This is a genomic window from Paenalcaligenes suwonensis, from assembly GCF_011290505.1.
Classification (GTDB): Bacteria; Pseudomonadota; Gammaproteobacteria; order Burkholderiales; family Burkholderiaceae_B; genus Paenalcaligenes; species Paenalcaligenes suwonensis.
The window spans coordinates 218,040-238,810 of sequence record NZ_JAANPV010000004.1 but is presented as its reverse complement, the minus strand read 5'-3'; the positions used below and the strand labels follow the sequence as shown (position 1 = coordinate 238,810).

Below are 20,771 nucleotides of genomic sequence, written 5' to 3'. Positions count from 1 at the left end.
TTCTTTATATCTAGAGAGAACATGGCAGGAATAGAGCCACAAACCATAGTGGTATTTGCACGTAATCGTCCATTTTTCGGTGCGCAGGTCACTATGTTTGCCACACTGTGGCAATTAAAACAGTTATACCCTAACGCAACACTCAAGGTTGTAGTGCGCGCGGGTGCTTTTGCATTCTTACGCCAGCTTCCATGGGTAGATCAGGTAATTCAGGCCGATTCATTTAAAGATGAGCTAGCCGCTATTGATCCGTCCTGTGGTTTGATGATTTCATTGCATACCACGAGTATTAAGCATTGTTTGCTTGCGTTGTTGAAGCGCCCAGCTAAGCGCTTAAGTTATAGCGGTAGGTTGGGCTGGGATTGGGTATGGACTCAGCGTTGTAAGCAGGATTTGAACGTCTATCGTACCGAAGGGCATTTAGCGTTATTGGACTTACTACAGCCCTTGAATGCCTATGATGTGTCCTGTGCCTGTTTGGAGTCGTTGGCCAACGCCGAGTTGCGCACATCGTTAGCACAAGAGCGCCGCTTAACCGTTATGCCTGGGGCCGGCGAGGGCGAGTTTAAGAAGTGGGGTATTGAGAACTTCTTGGCTGCTGCAGAACAGTGTTTAGAGCATAACGTAGTAGATAAAGTGTGTTTTGTTTTAGGGCCAGATGAGAGCAAAGAACGCGATCGTATCGCGCGTTGGCACCTCATCAATAAAGCCGAAATCTGGGATAAACCCGCTTTGCCCGATCTTTGTGCATTGGTACAGGCCTCGACTTTAGTACTGACAAATGACTGTGGGCCCTCCCATATAGCACAAGGTTGTAGGGTGCCTGTGGTAGCGGTATTTGATGAAACGAAACCAGAATGGTTTTGGAAGCGCCCTAATGCCGTGTGCCTGGTGCCAACAGTAGGGCAAGCTATAGGAACAGTAACGGTAGACACAGTTGTGAGCGCCTGTTGCAGCCTGTTGGCAAAGTAGTGCAAGTGCGGTACGGTTATTTGGGGTTGGTCCCCCAAAAAAAAATATACAACCGGCTTCAGGAAAATTAAAATTTCCGGATTCTCTTACACCTTAGGTGGGCAAGTATTATGTGTGGAATTGTAGGTGCCGTAGCACAACGAAATGTTATCCCAGTATTGCTAGAAGGGTTGAAGCGCTTGGAATACCGAGGCTATGACTCCTGCGGTATTGCCGTGTTTCAAGGTGCAGAATTACAGCGCGTGCGCAGCACTGAGCGAGTAGCTGTATTGGCTGAGCAAGTGCAGTCCCAACAATTGGAAGCCGTAACCGGTATTGCCCATACACGCTGGGCCACGCACGGTGCACCCGCCACACACAATGCCCACCCTCACTTCTCGGGCCATACAGGTCATACACGTATAGCGTTGGTACACAACGGCATTATCGAGAACCACGAAGCTTTGCGTGAAAGGCTGACTAAAGCAGGCTACGTATTCGAGAGTCAAACCGATACCGAGGTGGTGGCGCACTTAATCGACTCCCTGTATCAAGGGGATGTGCTGCAAGCCGTGAAAGCGGCGTGTGTGCAGCTGCACGGTGCGTATGCATTGGCAGTGATTGCTAAAGACGAACCACACCGTTTAGTGGGCGCACGTAATGGCTCGCCATTGGTAGCCGGTTTGGGCGAAGGCGAGAACTTCTTAGCCTCTGATGCCTTGGCATTAGCCGGTGAAACCAGCCAGATCATTTATTTGGAAGATGGTGATGTAGTAGACCTGCACCTAGACAGCGTGCAAGTCTACGATGCGCAAGGTGAACCCTGCCAGCGTGAAGTGCATACGGTGCATTTGCATGCTGGTGAAGCCGACTTAGGCCCATACCGCCACTACATGCAAAAAGAGATTTTTGAGCAGCCACGTGCCGTAGGCGACACCTTGCAAGGGGTAGAGGTGGTTAGCCCAGAACTCTTTGGTGCAGGTGCTAAAGAAGTATTCCAAAACATTGATCAAGTGTTGATCTTGGCATGTGGTACTAGTTTTTATGCAGGTTTAACTGCTAAGTACTGGATAGAATCATTAGCCAAAGTGCCTGTAAGTGTCGAGATCGCGAGCGAGTACCGCTACCGCGATAGCGTGCCTAACCCTCGTACCTTGGTGCTGACTATTTCACAGTCGGGTGAAACGGCCGATACCCTAGCAGCGCTTAAGCATGCCCGTAAATTAGGCATGGAAAACACACTGACTATTTGTAACGTGGCCTCTAGTGCGATGGTGCGCGAGAGCAAGCTTGCGTACATTACTCGTGCAGGTGTGGAAGTGGGCGTGGCCTCTACCAAAGCCTTCACCACACAGTTAACAGCGCTGTTCTTGTTGGCAATGGTGGTGGCGCAAGTAAAAGGTCAACTGTCTGCAGAGCAAGAAGCAGATCTGCTGCGTAAATTGCGTCACATGCCTGTGGCGATCTCGGCTGTATTGGCCTTAGAGCCTCAAGTGATTGCGTGGGCAAGCCGCTTTGCAAACAAAGAGCATGCCTTGTTCTTGGGGCGTGGTATGCATTACCCCATCGCCCTAGAGGGTGCGTTGAAGCTGAAAGAAATTAGCTACATCCATGCCGAAGGCTATCCTGCTGGTGAACTAAAACACGGCCCGCTGGCCTTGGTTACGCAAGCTATGCCGGTGATTACAATTGCACCGCATGATGCCTTGTTGGAAAAACTGAAATCCAACATGCAGGAAGTACATGCACGTGGTGGTGAGCTGTATGTGTTTGCGGATGCCAATACTCAAATCAACAGCAGCGACACTATTCATGTGATTCACATGCCTGAGCACTACGGTTTATTGTCTCCAGTATTGCATGCTGTGACGCTGCAGTTGCTGGCGTACCATGTGGCTTGCGCTCGCGGCACAGATGTGGATAAGCCGCGTAACTTGGCGAAGAGCGTGACGGTGGAGTAAGCACTATCTGGTTTTTGACAGTGCTTGTGTACGAACAATTAAGTTGAGAAGCGGACAAAATAGTTGAGAACTATGACACGAAAGATGGGAACTTAACAAAATAATTGAGAACTTTTAGAGGTCCAGTTATGCTGTGAAAAAGCATACTGGACTTTTATTATGGCTAAAGCAAAATCTTCATTCTCAGAAGTACAAATTGCCCGTCGTATTAAAGAGGGGCGTGGCCAAGGGCATGGTAAAGACTATATTCCATGGATAACAGTACAAGAAGTCCCTTCAGCAGGTCGTTCCCACCGTATTTACTCTCATAAAACGGGACGAGTTCACCATTTGCTCTCTGATTTAGAACTTGCTGTTTTTCTCAGTCTTGAATGGGAGAGCAGCGTGTTGGATATACGTGAGCAATTTCCCTTATTACCTAGTGACACCAAGCAGATTGCAATAGATAGTGGCATTAAGCATCCTGCTATTCGTGGTGCAGATCAGGTTATGTCTACTGATTTTTTAGTGGACTGCAAAGATGGTCCTTTTGAGCAGTTTGCTATTCAAGTCAAACCTGCAGCAGCCTTACAAGACGAGCGCACCCTAGAAAAATTAGAACTAGAGCGTCGTTATTGGCAGCAAAAACAAATTCCTTGGTTCATTTTTACAGATAAAGAAATAAATCCCGTTGTAAAAGAAAATATTGAATGGCTTTATTCAGTGAAAACAGAAGGGGTTTCTGCGGAGCTTTTAGCACAACTGCCAACATTGGCTCATATCCTGCAAGAAAAAGGAGATGAAAATATTATCAATGTCTGTAAGCAGGTTGATATTGCTTATGGTTTGGAGCTAGGTAAAACATTGAGTGAGATGAGAGCATTAGCCGCTAATGGTTTTATTAAGTTCAATATTTATAAGCCGTTTAGATTGAGTACTTGTTCAGAGTTTTATATTACCCAGGCCGTAAATCTGGAAGAGGCATTCTATGTGGCAAATCAATGAGGTTGTGCGCTTTGATGGTGTATTGCATCGCATCTTATCTGTAGATAACGGTTCAGTGGTGTGGATCCAAATTGAACAAGAAAAAGGTGTGCCCCAAACACTACCAGAGCTAATGCTAGCTCAATATCTTGAGGAGGGTAGGCTTTCGAGAGCAGAAGATCCTTTTGCTGATATAGATTTAAAGGAACCAGTCTTTGGCTCCGTTGAGTTTGTAAAGCGAGAGGAGACTTATCAACGAATCCTTCCTATCATTAATAGCCCAGTCCGCTTTGATTCTAGAGGTAGGGGCATTCTTATCGAGCAGGTCGCTAATAAGCACCAAGCCTCTAAACCAAACATTTATAAAATTTTGCGCCGTTACTGGCAGCGTGGTCAAACGCCTAATGCATTAATTCCCGACTACAAAAACAGCGGTGCACCAGGGGGAAGACGCTCAGCGACAGGAACAGCAAAAATTGGCCGAGCCAGAGAATATGGTAAGGGTGAAGGAATCAAGGTAACGCCTGAGATTGAACGTCTTTTTAGATTAACCATAGAAAAGCATCTATTAAATCAAAAAGGCACAAAGACCACCGTTGCCTATAGACGATTTGTAGATTTGTTTGCTCAGTATTTTCCTCGCATTCCCCAAGAGGATTACCCAACACTACGTCAGTTTCGTTATTTTTATGATCGAGAATACCCTAAAGCTCAGCGGTTAAAGTCCAGAGTTAAAGCAGGGGTATATAAAAAAGACGTACGACCCTTAAGTAGTACAGCCACTTCTCAGGCGTTAGGCCCTGGGAGTCGTTATGAGATTGATGCCACGATTGCTGATATTTATTTAGTGGATCATCATGATCGTCAAAAAATCATAGGAAGACCAACGCTTTACATTGTGATTGATGTGTTTAGTCGGATGATCACGGGCTTTTATATCGGCTTTGAAAATCCGTCTTATGTGGTGGCGATGCAGGCTTTTGTAAATGCTTGCTCTGACAAAACGGCCATTTGTGCCCAGCATGATATTGAGATTAGTAGCTCAGACTGGCCGTGTGTAGGTTTGCCAGATGTGTTGCTAGCGGACCGTGGCGAATTAATGAGTCATCAGGTCGAAGCCTTAGTTTCTAGTTTTAATGTGCGAGTGGAAAGTGCTCCACCTAGACGTGGCGATGCTAAAGGCATAGTGGAAAGCACTTTTAGAACACTACAAGCCGAGTTTAAGTCCTTTGCACCTGGCATTGTAGAGGGCAGTCGGATCAAAAGCCATGGTGAAACAGACTATAGGTTAGATGCATCTCTGTCGGTATTTGAGTTCACACAAATTATTTTGCGTACGATCTTATTCAGAAATAACCATCTGGTGATGGATAAATACGATCGAGATGCTGATTTTCCTACAGATTTACCGTCTATTCCTGTCCAGCTATGGCAATGGGGTATGCAGCATCGTACAGGTAGTTTAAGGGCTGTGGAGCAAGAGCAGTTGCGAGTAGCGTTACTGCCTCGCCGAAAGGTCTCTATTTCTTCATTTGGCGTTAATTTGTGGGGTTTGTATTACTCGGGGTCAGAGATTCTGCGTGAGGGTTGGTTGCAGCGGAGCACTGATATAGCTAGACCTCAACATTTAGAGGCGGCTTATGACCCAGTGCTGGTTGATACGATTTATTTGTTTCCGCAAGTTGGCAGCCGTGTATTTTGGCGCTGTAATCTGACGGAACGTAGTCGGCAGTTTAAAGGTCTCTCATTTTGGGAGGTTTGGGATATACAAGCACAAGAAAAACACAATAAAGCCAATGCGAAGCAGGATGAGTTAACTAAACGCAGGGAGCTTGAGGCGTTTATTCAGCAAACCATTCAGAAAGCGAATAAGTTAACGCCCAGTACTACTGAGCCCAAATCAACACGCATTAAGCAGATTAAAACTAATAAAAAAGAAGCCGTGACCTCAGAGCGTAAAAAACGTGCGGAGCATTTGAAGCGAAGCTCTTCAGGTGATGAGGCTAAAGTTATTCCTTTCAACGCAGTGGAAGCGGATGATCAAGAAGATTACAGCCTACCCACATACGTGCCTGAATTATTTCAGGATCCACCAGAAAAGGATGAGTCATGAGTGCTACCCGGATTCAAGCAGTTTATCGTGATACGGGGGTAGAGGCTTATCGTGGTAATCCTTTTATCGAGGCCTTACCACCATTACAAGAGTCAGTGAATAGTGCTGCATCACTGAAATCCTCTTTACAGCTTACTTCCTCTGACTTGCAAAAGCCCCGTGTTATCAGAGCTCATACCATTTGTCGTATTCCAGATGACTATTTTCAGCCATTAGGTACGCATTTGCTACTAAGTGAGCGTATTTCGGTCATGATTCGAGGTGGCTACGTAGGCAGAAATCCTAAAACAGGAGATTTACAAAAGCATTTACAAAATGGTTATGAGCGTGTTCAAACGGGAGAGTTGGAGACATTTCGCTTTGAGGAGGCACGATCTACGGCACAAAGCTTATTGTTAATTGGTTGTTCTGGTAGTGGGAAGACGACCTCTCTTCATCGTATTCTAGCCACGTATCCTCAGGTGATTTACCATCGTGAACTCAATGTAGAGCAGGTGGTGTATTTGAAAATAGACTGCTCGCATAATGGTTCGCTAAAAGAAATCTGCTTGAATTTTTTCAGAGCGTTGGATCGAGCCTTGGGCTCGAACTATGAGCGTCGTTATGGCTTAAAACGTCATGGTATAGAAACCATGTTGGCTTTGATGTCGCAAATAGCCAATGCACATGCTTTAGGGTTGTTGGTTATTGATGAAATTCAGCATTTAAGCCGCTCTCGTTCGGGTGGATCTCAAGAGATGCTGAACTTTTTTGTGACGATGGTGAATATTATTGGCGTACCAGTGATGTTGATTGGTACCCCTAAAGCACGAGAGATTTTTGAGGCTGATTTGCGGTCTGCACGTAGAGGGGCAGGGTTTGGAGCTATATTCTGGGATCCTATACAACAAACGCAACGTGGAAAGCCCAATCAAGAGTGGATCGCTTTTACGGATAATCTTTGGCAATTACAGCTTTTACAACGCAAAGATGCGCTGTTATCGGATGAGGTCCGTGATGTGTGGTACGAGCTAAGCCAAGGAGTGATGGACATTGTAGTAAAACTTTTTGTACTCGCTCAGCTCCGTGCGCTAGCTTTAGGCAATGAGCGTATTACCGCTGGTTTATTGCGGCAAGTGTATCAAGATGAGTTAAAGCCTGTGCACCCCATGCTAGAGGCATTACGCTCGGGTATCCCAGAACGCATTGCTCGTTATTCTGATCTAGTCGTTCCCGAGATTGATAAACGGTTAATCCAACTTCAGCTAGATATCGCAGCGATACAAGAACAAACACCAGAAGAAAAAGCCCTTCAAGAGTTAGATACCGAAGATCAGCGTCATTTATATCTGATGCTGAAAGAGGATTACGATTCAAGCCTGTTAATTCCCACTATTAAAAAAGCGTTTAGCCAGAATCCAACGATGACAAGACAAAAGTTACTGCCTCTTGTTTTGCAGTGGTTGATGGAAGGCGAAACGGTAGTGTCAGAACTAGAAAAGCCCTCCAAGAGTAAAAAGGTTTCGGCTATAAAGGTAGTCAAGCCCAGCGACTGGGATAGCTTGCCTGATACGGATTTACGTTATATCTATTCACAACGCCAACCTGAAAAAACCATGCATGAACGGTTAAAAGGGAAAGGGGTAATAGTGGATATGGCGAGCTTATTTAAACAAGCAGGTTAGCCATGAGAAACTTTCCTGTTCCGTACTCGAATGAGCTGATTTATAGCACTATTGCACGGGCAGGCGTTTATCAAGGGATTGTTAGTCCTAAGCAGCTGTTGGATGAGGTGTATGGCAACCGCAAGGTGGTCGCTACCTTAGGTCTGCCCTCGCATTTAGGTGTGATAGCAAGACATCTACATCAAACAGGACGTTACGCTGTTCAGCAGCTTATTTATGAGCATACCTTATTCCCTTTATATGCTCCGTTTGTAGGCAAGGAGCGCCGAGACGAAGCTATTCGGTTAATGGAGTACCAAGCGCAAGGTGCGGTGCATTTAATGCTAGGAGTCGCTGCTTCTAGAGTTAAGAGCGATAACCGCTTTAGATACTGCCCTGATTGCGTTGCTCTTCAGCTAAATAGGTATGGGGAAGCCTTTTGGCAACGAGATTGGTATTTGCCCGCTTTGCCATATTGTCCAAAACACGGTGCTTTAGTCTTCTTTGATAGAGCTGTAGATGATCACCGACATCAATTTTGGGCTTTGGGTCATACTGAGCTGCTTTCAGACTACCCCAAAGACTCCCTATCTCAATTAACAGCACTAGCTGCTTATATAGCCCCTCTGTTAGATGCTCCACGAGCGCAAGAGCTTTCCCCAAGCCTTGAGCAGTGGACGCTGTTTTATCAGCGCTTAGCGCAGGATCTAGGGCTAACCAAAAGCAAGCACATTCGTCATGACTTGGTGGCGGAGAGAGTGAGGCAGACTTTTAGTGATGAGGCACTAGAGAAACTGGATTTAAAGTTGGCAGAGAACAAGGACACGTGTTGGCTGAAAAGTATATTCCGTAAGCATAGAAAAGCCTTTAGTTATTTACAGCATAGTATTGTGTGGCAAGCCTTATTGCCAAAACTAACGGTTATAGAAGCGCTACAGCAGGCAAGTGCTCTTACTGAGCACTCTATAACGACAAGACCTGTTAGCCAGTCTGTGCAACCTAACTCTGAAGATTTATCTGTTAAGCATAAAGACTGGCAGCAACTAGTGCATAAATACCAAGGAATTAAGGCGGCAAGACAGTCTTTAGAGGGTGGGGTGCTATACGCTTGGCTTTACCGACATGACAGGGATTGGCTAGTTCACTGGAATCAACAGCATCAACAAGAGCGTCTGGCACCCGCCCCTAGAGTTGATTGGAACCAAAGAGATCGAATTGCTGTACGACAACTATTAAGAATCATAAAGCGTCTAGATAGTAGCCTTGATCACCCAAGAGCGACATCGAGCTGGCTGTTAAAGCAAACTCCTAACGGAACCTCTCTTGCAAAAAATCTACAGAAACTGCCTTTGGTAGCGCTTTGCTTAAAGCGTTACTCAGAGAGTGTGGAAGATTATCAAATTAGACGGATTAGCCAAGCTTTTATTAAGCTTAAACAGGAAGATGTTGAGCTTAGGCGCTGGCGATTATTAAGAAGTGCAACGTTATCTAAAGAGCGGATAACTGAGGAAGCACAAAGATTCTTGGAAATGGTTTATGGGGAAGAGTGAGTGGTTAGGCTAGCTACATTTAATGACAATGTGCAGGTTGTACATATTGGTCATTTATTCCGTAACTCGGGTCATAAGGAGTGGCGTATTTTTGTTTGGTTTAATCCAATGCAAGAACGGAAATGGACTCGATTTACTCATTTGCCTTTATTAAGTCGAGCTAAGGTGGTTAACAGTACAACAAAGCAAATAAATAAGGCGGATCGTGTGATTGAGTTTGAAGCATCGGATCTTCAACGAGCCAAAATAATCGATTTTCCTAATCTCTCGTCCTTTGCTTCCGTACGCAACAAGGATGGAGCGCAGAGTTCATTTATTTACGAAGCTGAAACACCATATAGCAAGACTCGTTATCACATCCCACAGTTAGAGCTAGCTCGGTCATTATTTTTAATTAACTCCTATTTCTGTCGAAGCTGTTTGAGCAGTACCGCTTTACAGCAAGAGTTCGACGTTCAGTATGAGGTTGAGCGAGATCATTTAGAGATAAGGATCTTACCCAGTTCATCGTTTCCTAAAGGGGCGTTAGAGCAGTCGGCCGTAGTGCAGCTTTTGGTTTGGTTGTTTTCGGATCAAGATGTTATGGATTCGTATGAAAGTATTTTTAGGCACTATCAACAAAATAGAGAAATTAAGAACGGCGTTGAAAGCTGGTGCTTTAGCTTTGACCCTCCGCCCATGCAGGGTTGGAAATTACATGTAAAAGGACGTTCTTCTAACGAGGATAAGGATTATTTAGTTGAGGAAATAGTAGGTTTAGAAATCAACGCTATGCTTCCTAGCACAACAGCTATTAGCCATGCCTCTTTTCAGGAAAAGGAGGCAGGTGATGGTAGTACGCAGCACATAGCGGTTTCAACAGAGTCAGTTGTTGATGATGAGCATCTACAGTTGGACGATGAGGAAACAGCCAATATAGACACAGACACACGAGTCATAGAGGCTGAGCCGACATGGATAAGTTTTAGTAGACCTAGTCGAATTGAAAAATCTCGCAGGGCAAGAAAAAGTAGCCAAACTATTTTAGAAAAAGAAGAAGCAACAACAAGTGAAAATAGTAATTTGGTTAGTACTGATGAGCCACACTTAGGTGGTGTCCTAGCAGCGGCAGATGTGGGTGGGAAGCAGGATGCAACCAATTACAACTCTATTTTTGCTAATCGATTTGCTGCTTTTGATGAGCTACTTTCAATTCTAAAAACTAAATTTGCATGTCGGGTGCTTTTTGAAGAAACCTTGGTTTTGCCAAAAGTTGGGCGTAGCCGATTACATCTGTGTAAAGATGGCTCACCAAGAGTGATTAAAGCCGTTGGGGTGCAACGTAATGGCAGTGAATTTGTATTGCTAGAGGTGGATGCATCGGATGGGGTGAAAATGCTTTCTACCAAAGTGTTGAGTGGCGTTGATAGCGAAACATGGCGGAATGATTTTGAAAAGATACGGCGTGGAGTGGTGAAGAGCTCATTGAATTGGCCAAATAGTTTGTTTGATCAATTATATGGACAAGACGGGCATAGAGGGGTGAATCATCCAAAGGGGTTGGGGGAGCTGCAAGTATCGAGAGAGGATATGGAAGGGTGGGCTGAGAGAGTGGTTAGAGAGCAATTTACGCATTAAAGGAATGACTGAAAGAGCCTGTAAACCCTTTTGTGTAAGTGCTTTTGCCGGTCAGTTAAAGGTGGCCATTTAAACGGTCACCAAATTCGATCATAAAACGGTTCATGGCCGGCTTCCAGTTGCGGATCGGCATCGTCCATTTCTTGGTCGCCGCCTGGATAGCCAGGTACACCACCTTCATCGCTGATTCGTCCGTAGGGAACACCTTGAGTTCATATTAATGGAATTTTCTACAAATAGCCTCCGTGGTTTTGAGGGGGGATTACAGACGATCCATAGTAGTAATCCAATGAGTTCTTGAGCGCGGCGACATGTTTGGACGCCTTGGCAAAAATTAGAGCCTGCTTGAAGTGCAGGCGAGCACGTGCTTGGACGATTGATCCATTCGCGGTCAAAAACTCAATCTTGGATGACAGCGTGTCAGGAAATCCAATATCGAAGTCCCGCCCCGTGTCAAAGTAGGGCATTTCATGATCAAAGGACGAAGCTTCCCAGGCCACTTCCCTAATATTCCAGCCGCTAGAAACAAGATTTCGTACGACTTCATCAACTTTTTTGCTTTCCAACTTGTCACAAAGTGCATAGGCAAGAGCTTTGGCGGCAGACACGTGCGTTTCCTCTTAAACATAGGTCGAACGGATACCCGAGGCAAAGCGGAGCATTAGTCCCAAAGCATCTCCGGTAGATCCGGAGGCTCCATACTGAAGGCATGGCATCTTGGGCATTGATATTTGAAACTTCTCTCTAGATAGCAGGGATTTCTTGGCCTTGCCTCATGCTGATAGCTTGTAAATATCACACGATCCTTAGCCCCACAAAGTGAGCATACTCCGTAGCTTTCATTTATAGAAATCGTCGTTAGATTGTCGCAGCATGTGCACGTTCCGACTATTTGCTCAGGAAGCATCGCCATACCTTGGCCTAGGTAAAGAAGATCAGACTCGTAGCCACATCGGTGGCAACTGAGCTTGTACGCAATGCCCATCTGGTTGTCTCACCTGAATCGTAACGTCAGAGCTATTCATCCATCCATTCGGCATCAATGTATGCCACTAAGCCGACCAGCTGACCGTTTGGACTGAAGTATGTTGCCTGCACCCCACTTGACATCTCATCAATACCACCGCACTGCGCTAGGCGCCGGTCCCACTTGCCCACAGAAGCGTCAGGATCGGCTGAGTTCCCCAAGACCCTTGTGAGCCATGCCTCCTTTAACTCAACCTCTCGAATGATTGCGTCGGCCAGCTCCTCCGCGTTATCTAGTTCGACATAGTCTGGAATTCGGACGTACGTTCTGAACACAGCTGGATACTTACTTGGGCGATTGTCATACATGACATCAACAATGTACCCGTTTGTGTAACCGTCTCTTGGAGGTTCGTATGACACTAGTGGTTCCCCTCAGCTTGCGACTAGATGTTGAGGCCTAACATTTTATTAGAGAGCAGGCTAGTTGCTTAGATACATGATCTTCAGGCCGTTATCTGTCAGGGCAAGCGAAAATTGGCCATTTATGACGACCAATGCCCCGCAGAAGCTCCCATCTTTGCCGCCATAGACGCCGCGCCCCCCTTTTGGGGTGTAGAACATCCTTTTGCCAGATGTGGAAAAGAAGTTCGTTGTCCCATTGTTGGCAATGACGTAGTAGCCGGCGAAAGTGCGAGACCCATTTGCGCTATATATAAGCCTACGATTTCCGTTGCGACTATTGTCGTAATTGGATGAACTATTATCGTAGTTGCTCTCAGAGTTGTCGTAATTTGATGGACTATTGTCGTAATTGCTTATGGAGTTGTCGTAGTTGCTTGGAGAAATGTCGTAGTTGGATGGGGAGTAGTCATAGGGAAGACGAGCTTCATCCACTAAAACAATTGGCAGGTCAGCAAGTGCCTGCCCCGATGCCATCGCAAGTACGAGGCTTAGAACCACCTTCAACAGATCGCGCATAGTCTTCCCCAGCTCTCTAACGACCAAGCTCACCCGCCGCCGGAAGCCGGAGCGGCGAAGCGAGGCACGAGCGAAGGAGCGCAGGCTGTAGGCGGTCGGGTGCAGCGCCTTGTTGGGCTGCGGTTGGGACTGGCGCTCACATATTGATTTCCTTAATGACGTGCGAATGCGGGATATGAATCAAGCCATCGAACGATTCCTGAATCGGGATTTCTAAGTACTCGCTATCGCAGCGAGTGTAAGTCGGCATCTCATATTCGCGCGGTATCTGCTTTAGGTTGATCGAGCTTGTTCCCAATTCTGCATTTGTAAATACGGACTCAATACTATTGGGAATTGGGTTGTCGAGAAGTGTTTTTTCAACGCGGAATCCATGTGTGGCATTTTCATCTGGATAAAGTGCTGCTGTATCGCCTTTTGAAGAAGTGAGGCCAATAGCCACATAATCTTTGCCTAATTGTTGGGCAAGGTGTTGTCCCATCGGCAATGTGGTCGAACCAGGCCAATTCACGGAAGTTTTTTGGATATGAGCATTGTGAGCGACCAGGATGATTTTCGAGCCAGGCGCGATGTGCTGTAAGTGCCATAGGACAGAATCAGCCATGTAGGAGTCGCGCGCACCCATATCGCCATAAAGTCCTGTGCCTGCGATGAAATCGGACATAGCCGATAAATTGTAGTCAGCATAAAGGGCACTTTTAAGGTGCTGAACCATCTCATCAAATTTCTGCTGACCAAAACGCTCGATATGCTCTGGTGCAAGAGCATGGAGACGATGATTAATTCGGGTTAAATAACACGTTAGGATATTTCTCTCTTCCTCTGATAAGCTTCCATAAAGTGGAGCCGCTTGTGCCATTGATGTCCCCTCAAACTTTATGGCAATCAAACAGGCTTCTTTTATCAGAGACAACGTGTCGGCATCTGCTGTTCTTAAGTACTCCTTTATTGGTGAAAGTGCGGGTAACAAGGAGCCTCCGGCACAGGGGATGTCAACACCCATGAATTGCACCGGCGTTTGGGACTGGAGGTTATAGTTCTTTATCCAACGTAGCGTCTGGAGGATTTCGGGAGTGATTAAATAATGAAAAATCAGTTGTTTGAGATGAGCTTCATTTAGTCGTCCTTGCAACCAATCATCAATTATGAATCCGTCACTGAAACCAAACTCCAGTGCATGAGCCGTGAATCCACAATGTTCAATGAGAAAACGGATGATCCTATGGCGCAATAATCCAAATTCACTGATAAAGTGTGAGTTTTCGCCAAGAGCCACAACGCGCGCGTCGCCAATTATTTCCCGAATTGGTTCCAAATCTTCGACCGAATCCGAGGGAGTTAATGTGTTTATCGGTGCGGCATTAACTTTCATCCAGTCAGTCAATGCTTGATAGTCGAGATTCGTATTCATAATCAAATTCTGCTGTTGATTTTATCACGGCTTCCACCAAGCCGCGCGCCGCAGCCTAACGCTTGAGTTGAGGGGCTTTTGCGGAGCAGGCGCAGCCTGCGTAGCAAAAGTCCCTCTCCAACGATTTGTTATGCCGCATCTGCTACTCGGCGACTGAGCGATTTTTGTGTGCTGTGACAACGTTCGCTGTGTGCTGGAGCAAGTCTAGACCGCCCGGTAGACCGTGCCCGGGAATGACGACCTCTGCTTCCGGGTAGTGTTTTTGAATCCGCTCAACGGAGGTGGGCCATTCAGCCAGATCGGCATCGGCCACGTTCCCCGCAGACGTGCGTGACAACGCAAGAACGGCACAACCACCGTATAGCACGTTCGCTGACGGGACGTATACAACCAGATTGTCGGTCGAATGCGCAGCACCGGGATAGAAGAGCTCTACTGGACCGAAGCGCACTGCGTCCCCGCTCGATGAGAGTCCTTCTAGAGAGTGCGTGGGAATCTCGTTCCCCTCTGCCTCGGCTAGCCGGCGTGTCGACGGTGATGCGTACGTTGCCACTCCAGCCTTCCGAAGGACATCAACGCCGCCGACGCGGTCGTCATGAAAGTGCGTGGAGACTGCACGCGTCACGGGAAGTCCAATTTGCTTCTCAATCTCCGCGAGAAGGGCCGCTGTGTTTTTCGCACCCCACGCTGTATCAATCAAAAGCAACTCATCACCATCACGGACAATGAGACCATTGGATGGGTAGACCGCGCCATCAAACGACTGCGTTGCGATATGCGACCAAACACCATCAGCAATCTGGTAAAGCCGGACCTCTCCGACCGGAATTTCGTTGACTGTCGGATACTCACCACTCGGCTCCCCGGAATGGGCTAACGGACTAGCTACAGCCATGACAGACGCGGTCATGTAGACCAATAAACTACTAATAACTTTTAACATCAAGACTCCATAGAGGTGAGTGCGGCATAACATTTTATTCATAGGCATGCTCGTTTCTCTACCAAGCACCCTATTCCTTATTTATTTTAAGCCCATGATTCTGCACAAGTTCTGAGGCTTAGTCAACTTTCTTATAGCGATAAAACGAGCATGCTTGTTTTGTCGCAAGCTCATGCTCAGAAATCTTCGCCAAAAATTCATAACTCATTGTTTTATAAAGAATATTTATTTAGTTCGATAAATAGTCAGGCATAAGCTGTGTATGAAAGCGTGCATAATGTAAGATTTTGGCTAAATATACTGTATAAATGAACAGCATTTGAGAGTTGCTATGAAAAGCCCTTTTTTATTGAGCATTAGCCAAGATATGCGCCAGAGAGGTTACTCATTACGCACCGAGAAAACTTACATCCACTGGATTAAGCGGTTTATTTTATTTCACGGCAAACGTCATCCAAATACGATGACTGGCGAGGAGGTTCGGCTTTTTCTTTCGCATTTGGCCAACAATGAACATGTTGCGACCAACACTCAGAAAATCGCCCTTAATGCGCTCGCTTTTTTATATAACCAATTTTTAAATAGCTCGCTTGGTGAGCTGGATTTTGTGCCGGCGTCCAAGCCAAGGCATTTGCCCACTGTGCTATCAGTTGCTGAGATCCAAGGCATTTTACAGGTGGTCGATAATCTACGAAACAAGGTTATTTTTTCGTTACTTTATGGATCGGGCTTGCGTATTACTGAATGTTTACGGTTGCGTATTAAAGACATCGATTTTAATTTGGGCTGCATTGCTGTGCAGGATGGTAAAGGCAATAAGCACCGCACGACCTTATTACCGACTAAACTTATTCCCGATATTCAGGCGCTGATTCAACAGGCGCTACTTATTCAGCAGGCGGATAATGCCAAAGGTGTGGGACCATCTATGCCGTTTGCGTTGGATAAAAAATATCCGTCAGCGTATCGGCAAGCGGCGTGGATGTTTATTTTTCCTTCGCAAACACTTTGCACTCATCCAGTATCTGGAAAGCTTTGCCGCCATCATTTACATGATTCTGTTGCGCGTAAAGCATTGAAGCAGGCGGTAGGAAAAGCGGGTATTTTTAATAAGCGCATTTCTTGCCATACCTTTCGGCATTCTTTTGCCACGCATTTATTGCAAGCTGGGCGTGATATTCGCACCGTGCAAGAACTCTTAGGGCATAACGATGTTAAGACCACGCAAATCTATACGCATGTGTTGGGTCAGCATTTTGCCGGCACCACCAGTCCTGCGGATGGACTGATGCTACTTATCAATCAGTAAAAGTAGATAAATATCTTTATGTAGCCCTGAGTAGCCCCTGATACTTTTTATGGTGAAAAAGATAAACAATCATAGAGGGGATAAATATGAGCCAGTTCTACCATTGTTCAGATAAGTTTAAGCAAGATACTGTCAATCACAGTGACCATTCATGGTCATTACACTTCCTCCAGTTGCCAGACAATGCCTAACATAAAAACGCAAAAGCCCAAAAGTCAGAGCTTAGGTGTTCTAGGCGTTTTCTAAGCGCTGAAGAAATACGTCTTACCGTAGATTGCGTGCGTTTCTGAAGCACATTTTCCTTATACATGGCTTTATCCCAGGCAGCTTCATCAAGCTCTTGGAGTAACAAGCCAGTAATAATGCGACACTCTCGGGTTTGTAGCGAGCCGCTGGTGAGATCGGAGTTATAGCGGAAAGGGGTCATTTGTAATTATTTGTGGGTGGAGGATAGTTAACTTATTATTGTAGTTGGAAGAGGCTGCTTTCCAAACATTAGCACCTCGTAATGCTTGTTACTGTATATTAATTTATGCTCTTAGCGCATGTTAATGGGCTATTACAATGCATAATGTCCACATCAAGATAACTGTGGCTTAACACCTGTACAAGCGAAAAAAATCAATCACCTGTCCGGAAATACGGGATCACTGTAAAGTGTTGGTGAGGCAGTCTAGGAGGGGGATTTAATTTGGGATACTGATGAAAGGATTATGATCAGTTGGATATAGGATCGTACTAAGCTGAGCGGCAGGTTAGCTAGATTAGTTAACCAGATAAGTGAAATCTAGTTCCAAACTATTTTGTCATTTTTAATTTTCGTATTAGCTTACGACGCTACACCCAGTTCCCATCTATTTTGTCACTCTTCCCTAAATAATCCTTAAAAACTCCATTTCCACCCCTCCCAGTTCCCAACTATTTTGTCCGCCCACAGTGCTGTAGCAAGCGTAGTAGTTATGTAAGGCCTGAGTTCTACATGTTATGGAACTCAGGCCTTCTTGTTTGTGGGGGGAGCTGACGGTGAAGCCGTTTACGAAGAGGGCGAAGCAAAGTACTGCGCATACAAATCAGGTCGCCTATCTGCCCAAATACCGGTAAAGCTTCTGTAGGCTTCGAGTAAAGACAGGTCTATTTGTACCCGTAATACACCTTCTTGGTCATGAGCGAGTTCGCCTAGTAGCGTGCCGTCGGGGACAATAGCACAGGTACGGCCTAAGAAACGAAAATTACCGTGTGTGCCTGAGCGATTACAACTTAAAAAGAAAACACCATTTTCTATGGCTCGTGTGTAGGCGCGATGTATGAATAGGTCTGGGTCTGATACAGGAGCATCCTCCGGGAAAGCGGAGGCCCACACATTGGTAATGATGGATGCACCTTGCATGGCTAAGATACGTGTGATTTCTGGAAAACGTATGTCATAGCACACCTGCATACCTAGCCGTGTACCTAAAATTTCGTAAGTAGAAACAGTGTTACCCGGTGTGAAGTAGAGCTTTTCGTTTTGCCATAAATGCCATTTGTTGTAGTGGCCTACTATGCCATAGGGGCCAATCAAAACAGATGAGTTATGCATTACACCGGATAGGGTGGGATCGCGTAGTCCAAGCCCTATAACGATATGAATGTTGTACTGAGCAGCTAGTGCAATCAATTTCTTGATGTTGTCGTCATCCAGTGTGGCGCAGGCTTGGTAGAGTGCTGTGCCGTAGTGAGGGACGTCGGCATGAAACCCACTACCCGGTGAAATGGGTTCTATATAGCCCGTGTTCGCGAGTTCAGGAAATAGAATAAGCTGAGCGCCAGCCGCTGCTTCCGCATGTATAAATTCGGCAACGCGTTGAAAATTATAGGTAGGCGAAAGAGTTTTACTGTCTAGTTGTACTAAGCTGGTAGCGATCATACCGTTTCCTCTATCCGACGGCCGTGTATGAAGTCCCAATCTCGTCCTGGGGCTGCATTAATAAGTGAGCGTGTGTAGTCGTGGCTAGGGTGGATCAATATCTCTTTGGCAGGGCCTGCTTCTACCACTTTCCCTGCTTGCATCACTAATACGTCATCACAGATTTGGGCGGCAACGCGTAGATCATGTGTAATGAATAACATGGCCAAGTTTCGTTTCTCTTTAATATCGGCCAGCAGGTTAAGCACTTGTGCTTGTACCGATACATCCAGTGCTGATACGGCTTCATCAGCAATAATGATGTCGGGGTTCATGATCAATGCTCGGGCAATAGCAATGCGTTGCCGTTGACCACCAGAAAACTGGTGTGGAAATCGCTCTAGGCTATTGGCAGGGAGTCCCACTAACTCTACTAATTCTGCAGCGCGTTTTAGTGCACTGTTTCTGGATTCACCAGCATTGATGGGCCCTTCTATAATGCTTTCGCTAATAGGTATACGAGGGTTGAGTGAACGGTTTGGGTCTTGAAAAACCATCTGCATGGTTTTGCGGGCAGGCTCTAGTGCTTGGCTGCCTTGTAGGAAGGCGATGTCTTGTCCATTGACGTAAATTGATCCTGCACTGGGGTTTTCCAGTCTAACAAGACAACGGGCTAAGGTGGATTTTCCTGAGCCGCTTTCGCCGACGATACCTAGGGTGCGGCCACGTGAGAGGCTGAAGGTAATATTGTTGACCGCATTGACGCTATGGTCGGGGCGCTTTAGTAAGCGGTCTAGCCAAGTGTGGGAGGAAAACTGTTTGTAGAGTGTGTCTACCTTTAGGATAGGGGGGGTAACTGGGGCCTCATGTGCATCTCGAGGTAATAATGAGGGAACAGCGCGTAGCAATTCCTTTGTGTAGCTGGTTTGAGGGTTGCTAAGAATATCCAGTGTTTTACCCGTTTCCATGATTTCGCCACGACGCATCACACAAACACGATCCGCAATATCCACAACTACACCCATATCATGAGTGATAAAGAGTACAGCGGTGTTCTGCTCTTTTTGCAGTGTTTTGATGAGTGTCAGTATCTGTTTCTGCGTGGTGACATCCAGTGCAGTAGTGGGTTCATCGGCGATGAGGAGTTTTGGCTTTAAGGCTAACGCCATGGCAATCATGACGCGCTGACGTTGGCCACCAGAAAGCTGGTGTGGGTAACTAGCGTAGATTCGGTCAGGGCTAGGCAAGTTTACGGACTCAAAGGCTTCCAGTGCCTTGCTATAACGCTGGGTAGCGTTGAGATTGGTATGTGCCAGATACACCTCATCCATCTGCGTGCCAATCGTTAAGACGGGGTTCAAGGCGGTCATGGGTTCTTGGAAAATCATTGCCATGTCAGCACCACGTAATTGGCGATTACGGGAAGAGCTGTTGGTTAAGATATTTTCTGTGCCAAGCATGACCGTGCCAGACATGACTTCCAACTCATCATGAGGCAGCAGATCCATCACCACTAAGGAGCTGACAGATTTACCTGAGCCGGACTCACCGACTAGACACAGTGTTTCACCAGGGTGAATATCAAAGTGGATATTCTTCAGGATTTCAGTTGTATTCGAGTTTTTCGTCCTGACACGCAAATTGTGTATGGAGAGCACAGTGGCTACGGTAGTCATAATCAGCGTCCTTTTAATTTGGGGTCAAGACGGTCACGCAGTGCATCCCCAAGCAGGTTAATAGAAAGAATACACAACGAGAGTGCAAGCGCAGGCCAGAAAATCAGCCATGGTTTCATGGCAAAGTACACACGTCCTTCGGCCATCATGTTGCCCCAACTGGGGATTTCTGTACCAAGGCCCACCCCTAAAAACGAGAGGGCAGCTTCGGTCAAAATGGCAGCGGCGTAGATAAAGGTGGCTTGCACAATCAACGGAGCTACGGTGGCGGGCAATAAATGCCTACAGATAAGTCGTAGGGTAGGGGTGTGCAACAGGATGGAGGCTTGTACATATGGTTCTGATACGGTGGCTAGGACACGAGAACGTACCAGACGGACGACTTGCGGTATTTCGGGCAACATAATCGCGATGATTAGGGTCAGCAAGCTGGCTTTGGTCAAGGCGACGATAGCGATGGCCAACAAAATGCCTGGAATGGCCATTAAGGCATCCATCATGCGCATCAGCACCGTGTCAATGCGTGGGAACCATCCTGCGATGAGCCCTAAGGGCAGTCCTATGATGAGTGCACCTAGCGTGGAGCCTGCTCCTACTAAGAGCGATACCCGTGCTCCATAGGCTAAGCGAGAAAAGATGTCCCTACCGTAGGCATCTGTACCTAGCCAGTAATGGATAGAACTATCTTGCAGGCGTACCATTGGATTGATACGAGTAGGTTCCACCGGAGCAATAAGGGGTGCAAAAACTGCTACGCCAATAAAGCCAACAATAATCATGAGGGCGAATACTGTTGTCCAGT

The 20,771-nt window shown here is 46.4% G+C and carries 16 protein-coding genes and 1 pseudogene; 8 read left to right on the top strand and 9 right to left on the bottom strand.

Features of this window, described 5'->3' with window-relative positions:
* Positions 1–21: 21 nt before the first annotated feature.
* From GY634_RS08180 to GY634_RS08150, 7 genes are all read left to right on the top strand, one after another.
* On the top strand, positions 22–972 hold the full coding sequence (locus GY634_RS08180) for a glycosyltransferase family 9 protein (RefSeq protein WP_166408046.1): 951 nt from the start codon (positions 22–24) through the stop codon (positions 970–972).
* A gap of 110 nt (positions 973–1,082) precedes the next feature.
* The gene (glmS, locus tag GY634_RS08175) at positions 1,083–2,912 is read left to right on the top strand and encodes a glutamine--fructose-6-phosphate transaminase (isomerizing) (RefSeq protein ID WP_166408045.1); all 1,830 of its coding nucleotides are present in this window, start codon (positions 1,083–1,085) and stop codon (positions 2,910–2,912) included.
* A 159-nt stretch (positions 2,913–3,071) separates the two neighbouring features.
* On the top strand, positions 3,072–3,896 hold the full coding sequence (locus GY634_RS08170) for a TnsA endonuclease N-terminal domain-containing protein (protein ID WP_166408044.1): 825 nt from the start codon (positions 3,072–3,074) through the stop codon (positions 3,894–3,896).
* On the top strand, positions 3,880–5,988 hold the full coding sequence (locus GY634_RS08165) for an integrase catalytic domain-containing protein (protein WP_166408043.1): 2,109 nt from the start codon (positions 3,880–3,882) through the stop codon (positions 5,986–5,988). The genes GY634_RS08170 and GY634_RS08165 overlap by 17 nt, the downstream gene beginning before the upstream one ends.
* Positions 5,985–7,652 (top strand): AAA family ATPase, encoded by a 1,668-nt coding sequence (locus GY634_RS08160; RefSeq protein WP_166408042.1) that lies wholly within the window; start codon positions 5,985–5,987, stop codon positions 7,650–7,652. The genes GY634_RS08165 and GY634_RS08160 overlap by 4 nt, the downstream gene beginning before the upstream one ends.
* A 2-nt stretch (positions 7,653–7,654) precedes the next feature.
* Positions 7,655–9,181 (top strand): TnsD family Tn7-like transposition protein, encoded by a 1,527-nt coding sequence (locus GY634_RS08155; protein WP_001243518.1) that lies wholly within the window; start codon positions 7,655–7,657, stop codon positions 9,179–9,181.
* A gap of 108 nt (positions 9,182–9,289) precedes the next feature.
* Complete coding sequence (locus GY634_RS08150; RefSeq protein ID WP_001158042.1) at positions 9,290–10,798, top strand: Tn7-like element transposition protein TnsE; 1,509 nt, start codon at positions 9,290–9,292, stop codon at positions 10,796–10,798.
* A 55-nt stretch (positions 10,799–10,853) separates the two neighbouring features.
* On the opposite strand, the pseudogene GY634_RS08145 reads toward GY634_RS08150, so the two are convergent.
* From GY634_RS08145 to GY634_RS08120, 5 genes and pseudogenes are all read right to left on the bottom strand, one after another.
* Positions 10,854–11,006: pseudogene (locus GY634_RS08145) on the bottom strand (IS256 family transposase); the annotation flags it as partial.
* Positions 11,007–11,028: 22 nt separating this feature from the next.
* Complete coding sequence (locus GY634_RS08140; protein WP_001271300.1) at positions 11,029–11,406, bottom strand: hypothetical protein; 378 nt, start codon at positions 11,404–11,406, stop codon at positions 11,029–11,031.
* An 841-nt stretch (positions 11,407–12,247) separates the two neighbouring features.
* Positions 12,248–12,745, bottom strand: coding sequence for a hypothetical protein (locus GY634_RS08130; RefSeq protein ID WP_001444089.1), 498 nt, complete (start codon positions 12,743–12,745; stop codon positions 12,248–12,250).
* 136 nt (positions 12,746–12,881) lie between these two features.
* Positions 12,882–14,156 (bottom strand): erythromycin esterase family protein, encoded by a 1,275-nt coding sequence (locus GY634_RS08125; RefSeq protein WP_166408041.1) that lies wholly within the window; start codon positions 14,154–14,156, stop codon positions 12,882–12,884.
* A 142-nt stretch (positions 14,157–14,298) separates the two neighbouring features.
* A complete protein-coding gene (locus GY634_RS08120) occupies positions 14,299–15,099 on the bottom strand; it encodes a subclass B1 metallo-beta-lactamase VIM-5 (protein ID WP_032491390.1) in 801 nt (266 codons plus the stop codon).
* A gap of 331 nt (positions 15,100–15,430) precedes the next feature.
* On the opposite strand from GY634_RS08120, the gene GY634_RS08115 reads away from it, so the two are divergent.
* Positions 15,431–16,408, top strand: a complete 978-nt coding sequence (locus GY634_RS08115) for an integron integrase (RefSeq protein WP_166408040.1) — start codon at positions 15,431–15,433, stop codon at positions 16,406–16,408.
* A gap of 187 nt (positions 16,409–16,595) precedes the next feature.
* Here GY634_RS08115 and GY634_RS08110 read toward each other — a convergent pair whose 3' ends face one another.
* The 4 genes from GY634_RS08110 to GY634_RS08095 form a co-directional block, all read right to left on the bottom strand.
* Positions 16,596–16,835 (bottom strand): BrxA family protein, encoded by a 240-nt coding sequence (locus GY634_RS08110; RefSeq protein WP_001353740.1) that lies wholly within the window; start codon positions 16,833–16,835, stop codon positions 16,596–16,598.
* A gap of 606 nt (positions 16,836–17,441) precedes the next feature.
* Positions 17,442–18,314, bottom strand: coding sequence for a carbon-nitrogen hydrolase family protein (locus GY634_RS08105; protein ID WP_166408039.1), 873 nt, complete (start codon positions 18,312–18,314; stop codon positions 17,442–17,444).
* Positions 18,311–19,969, bottom strand: a complete 1,659-nt coding sequence (locus tag GY634_RS08100; RefSeq protein WP_166408038.1) for an ABC transporter ATP-binding protein — start codon at positions 19,967–19,969, stop codon at positions 18,311–18,313. Before GY634_RS08100 ends, GY634_RS08105 begins: the two co-directional genes overlap by 4 nt.
* A 2-nt stretch (positions 19,970–19,971) precedes the next feature.
* The gene (locus GY634_RS08095) at positions 19,972–20,748 is read right to left on the bottom strand and encodes an ABC transporter permease (protein ID WP_207625542.1); all 777 of its coding nucleotides are present in this window, start codon (positions 20,746–20,748) and stop codon (positions 19,972–19,974) included.
* Positions 20,749–20,771: the final 23 nt, after the last annotated feature.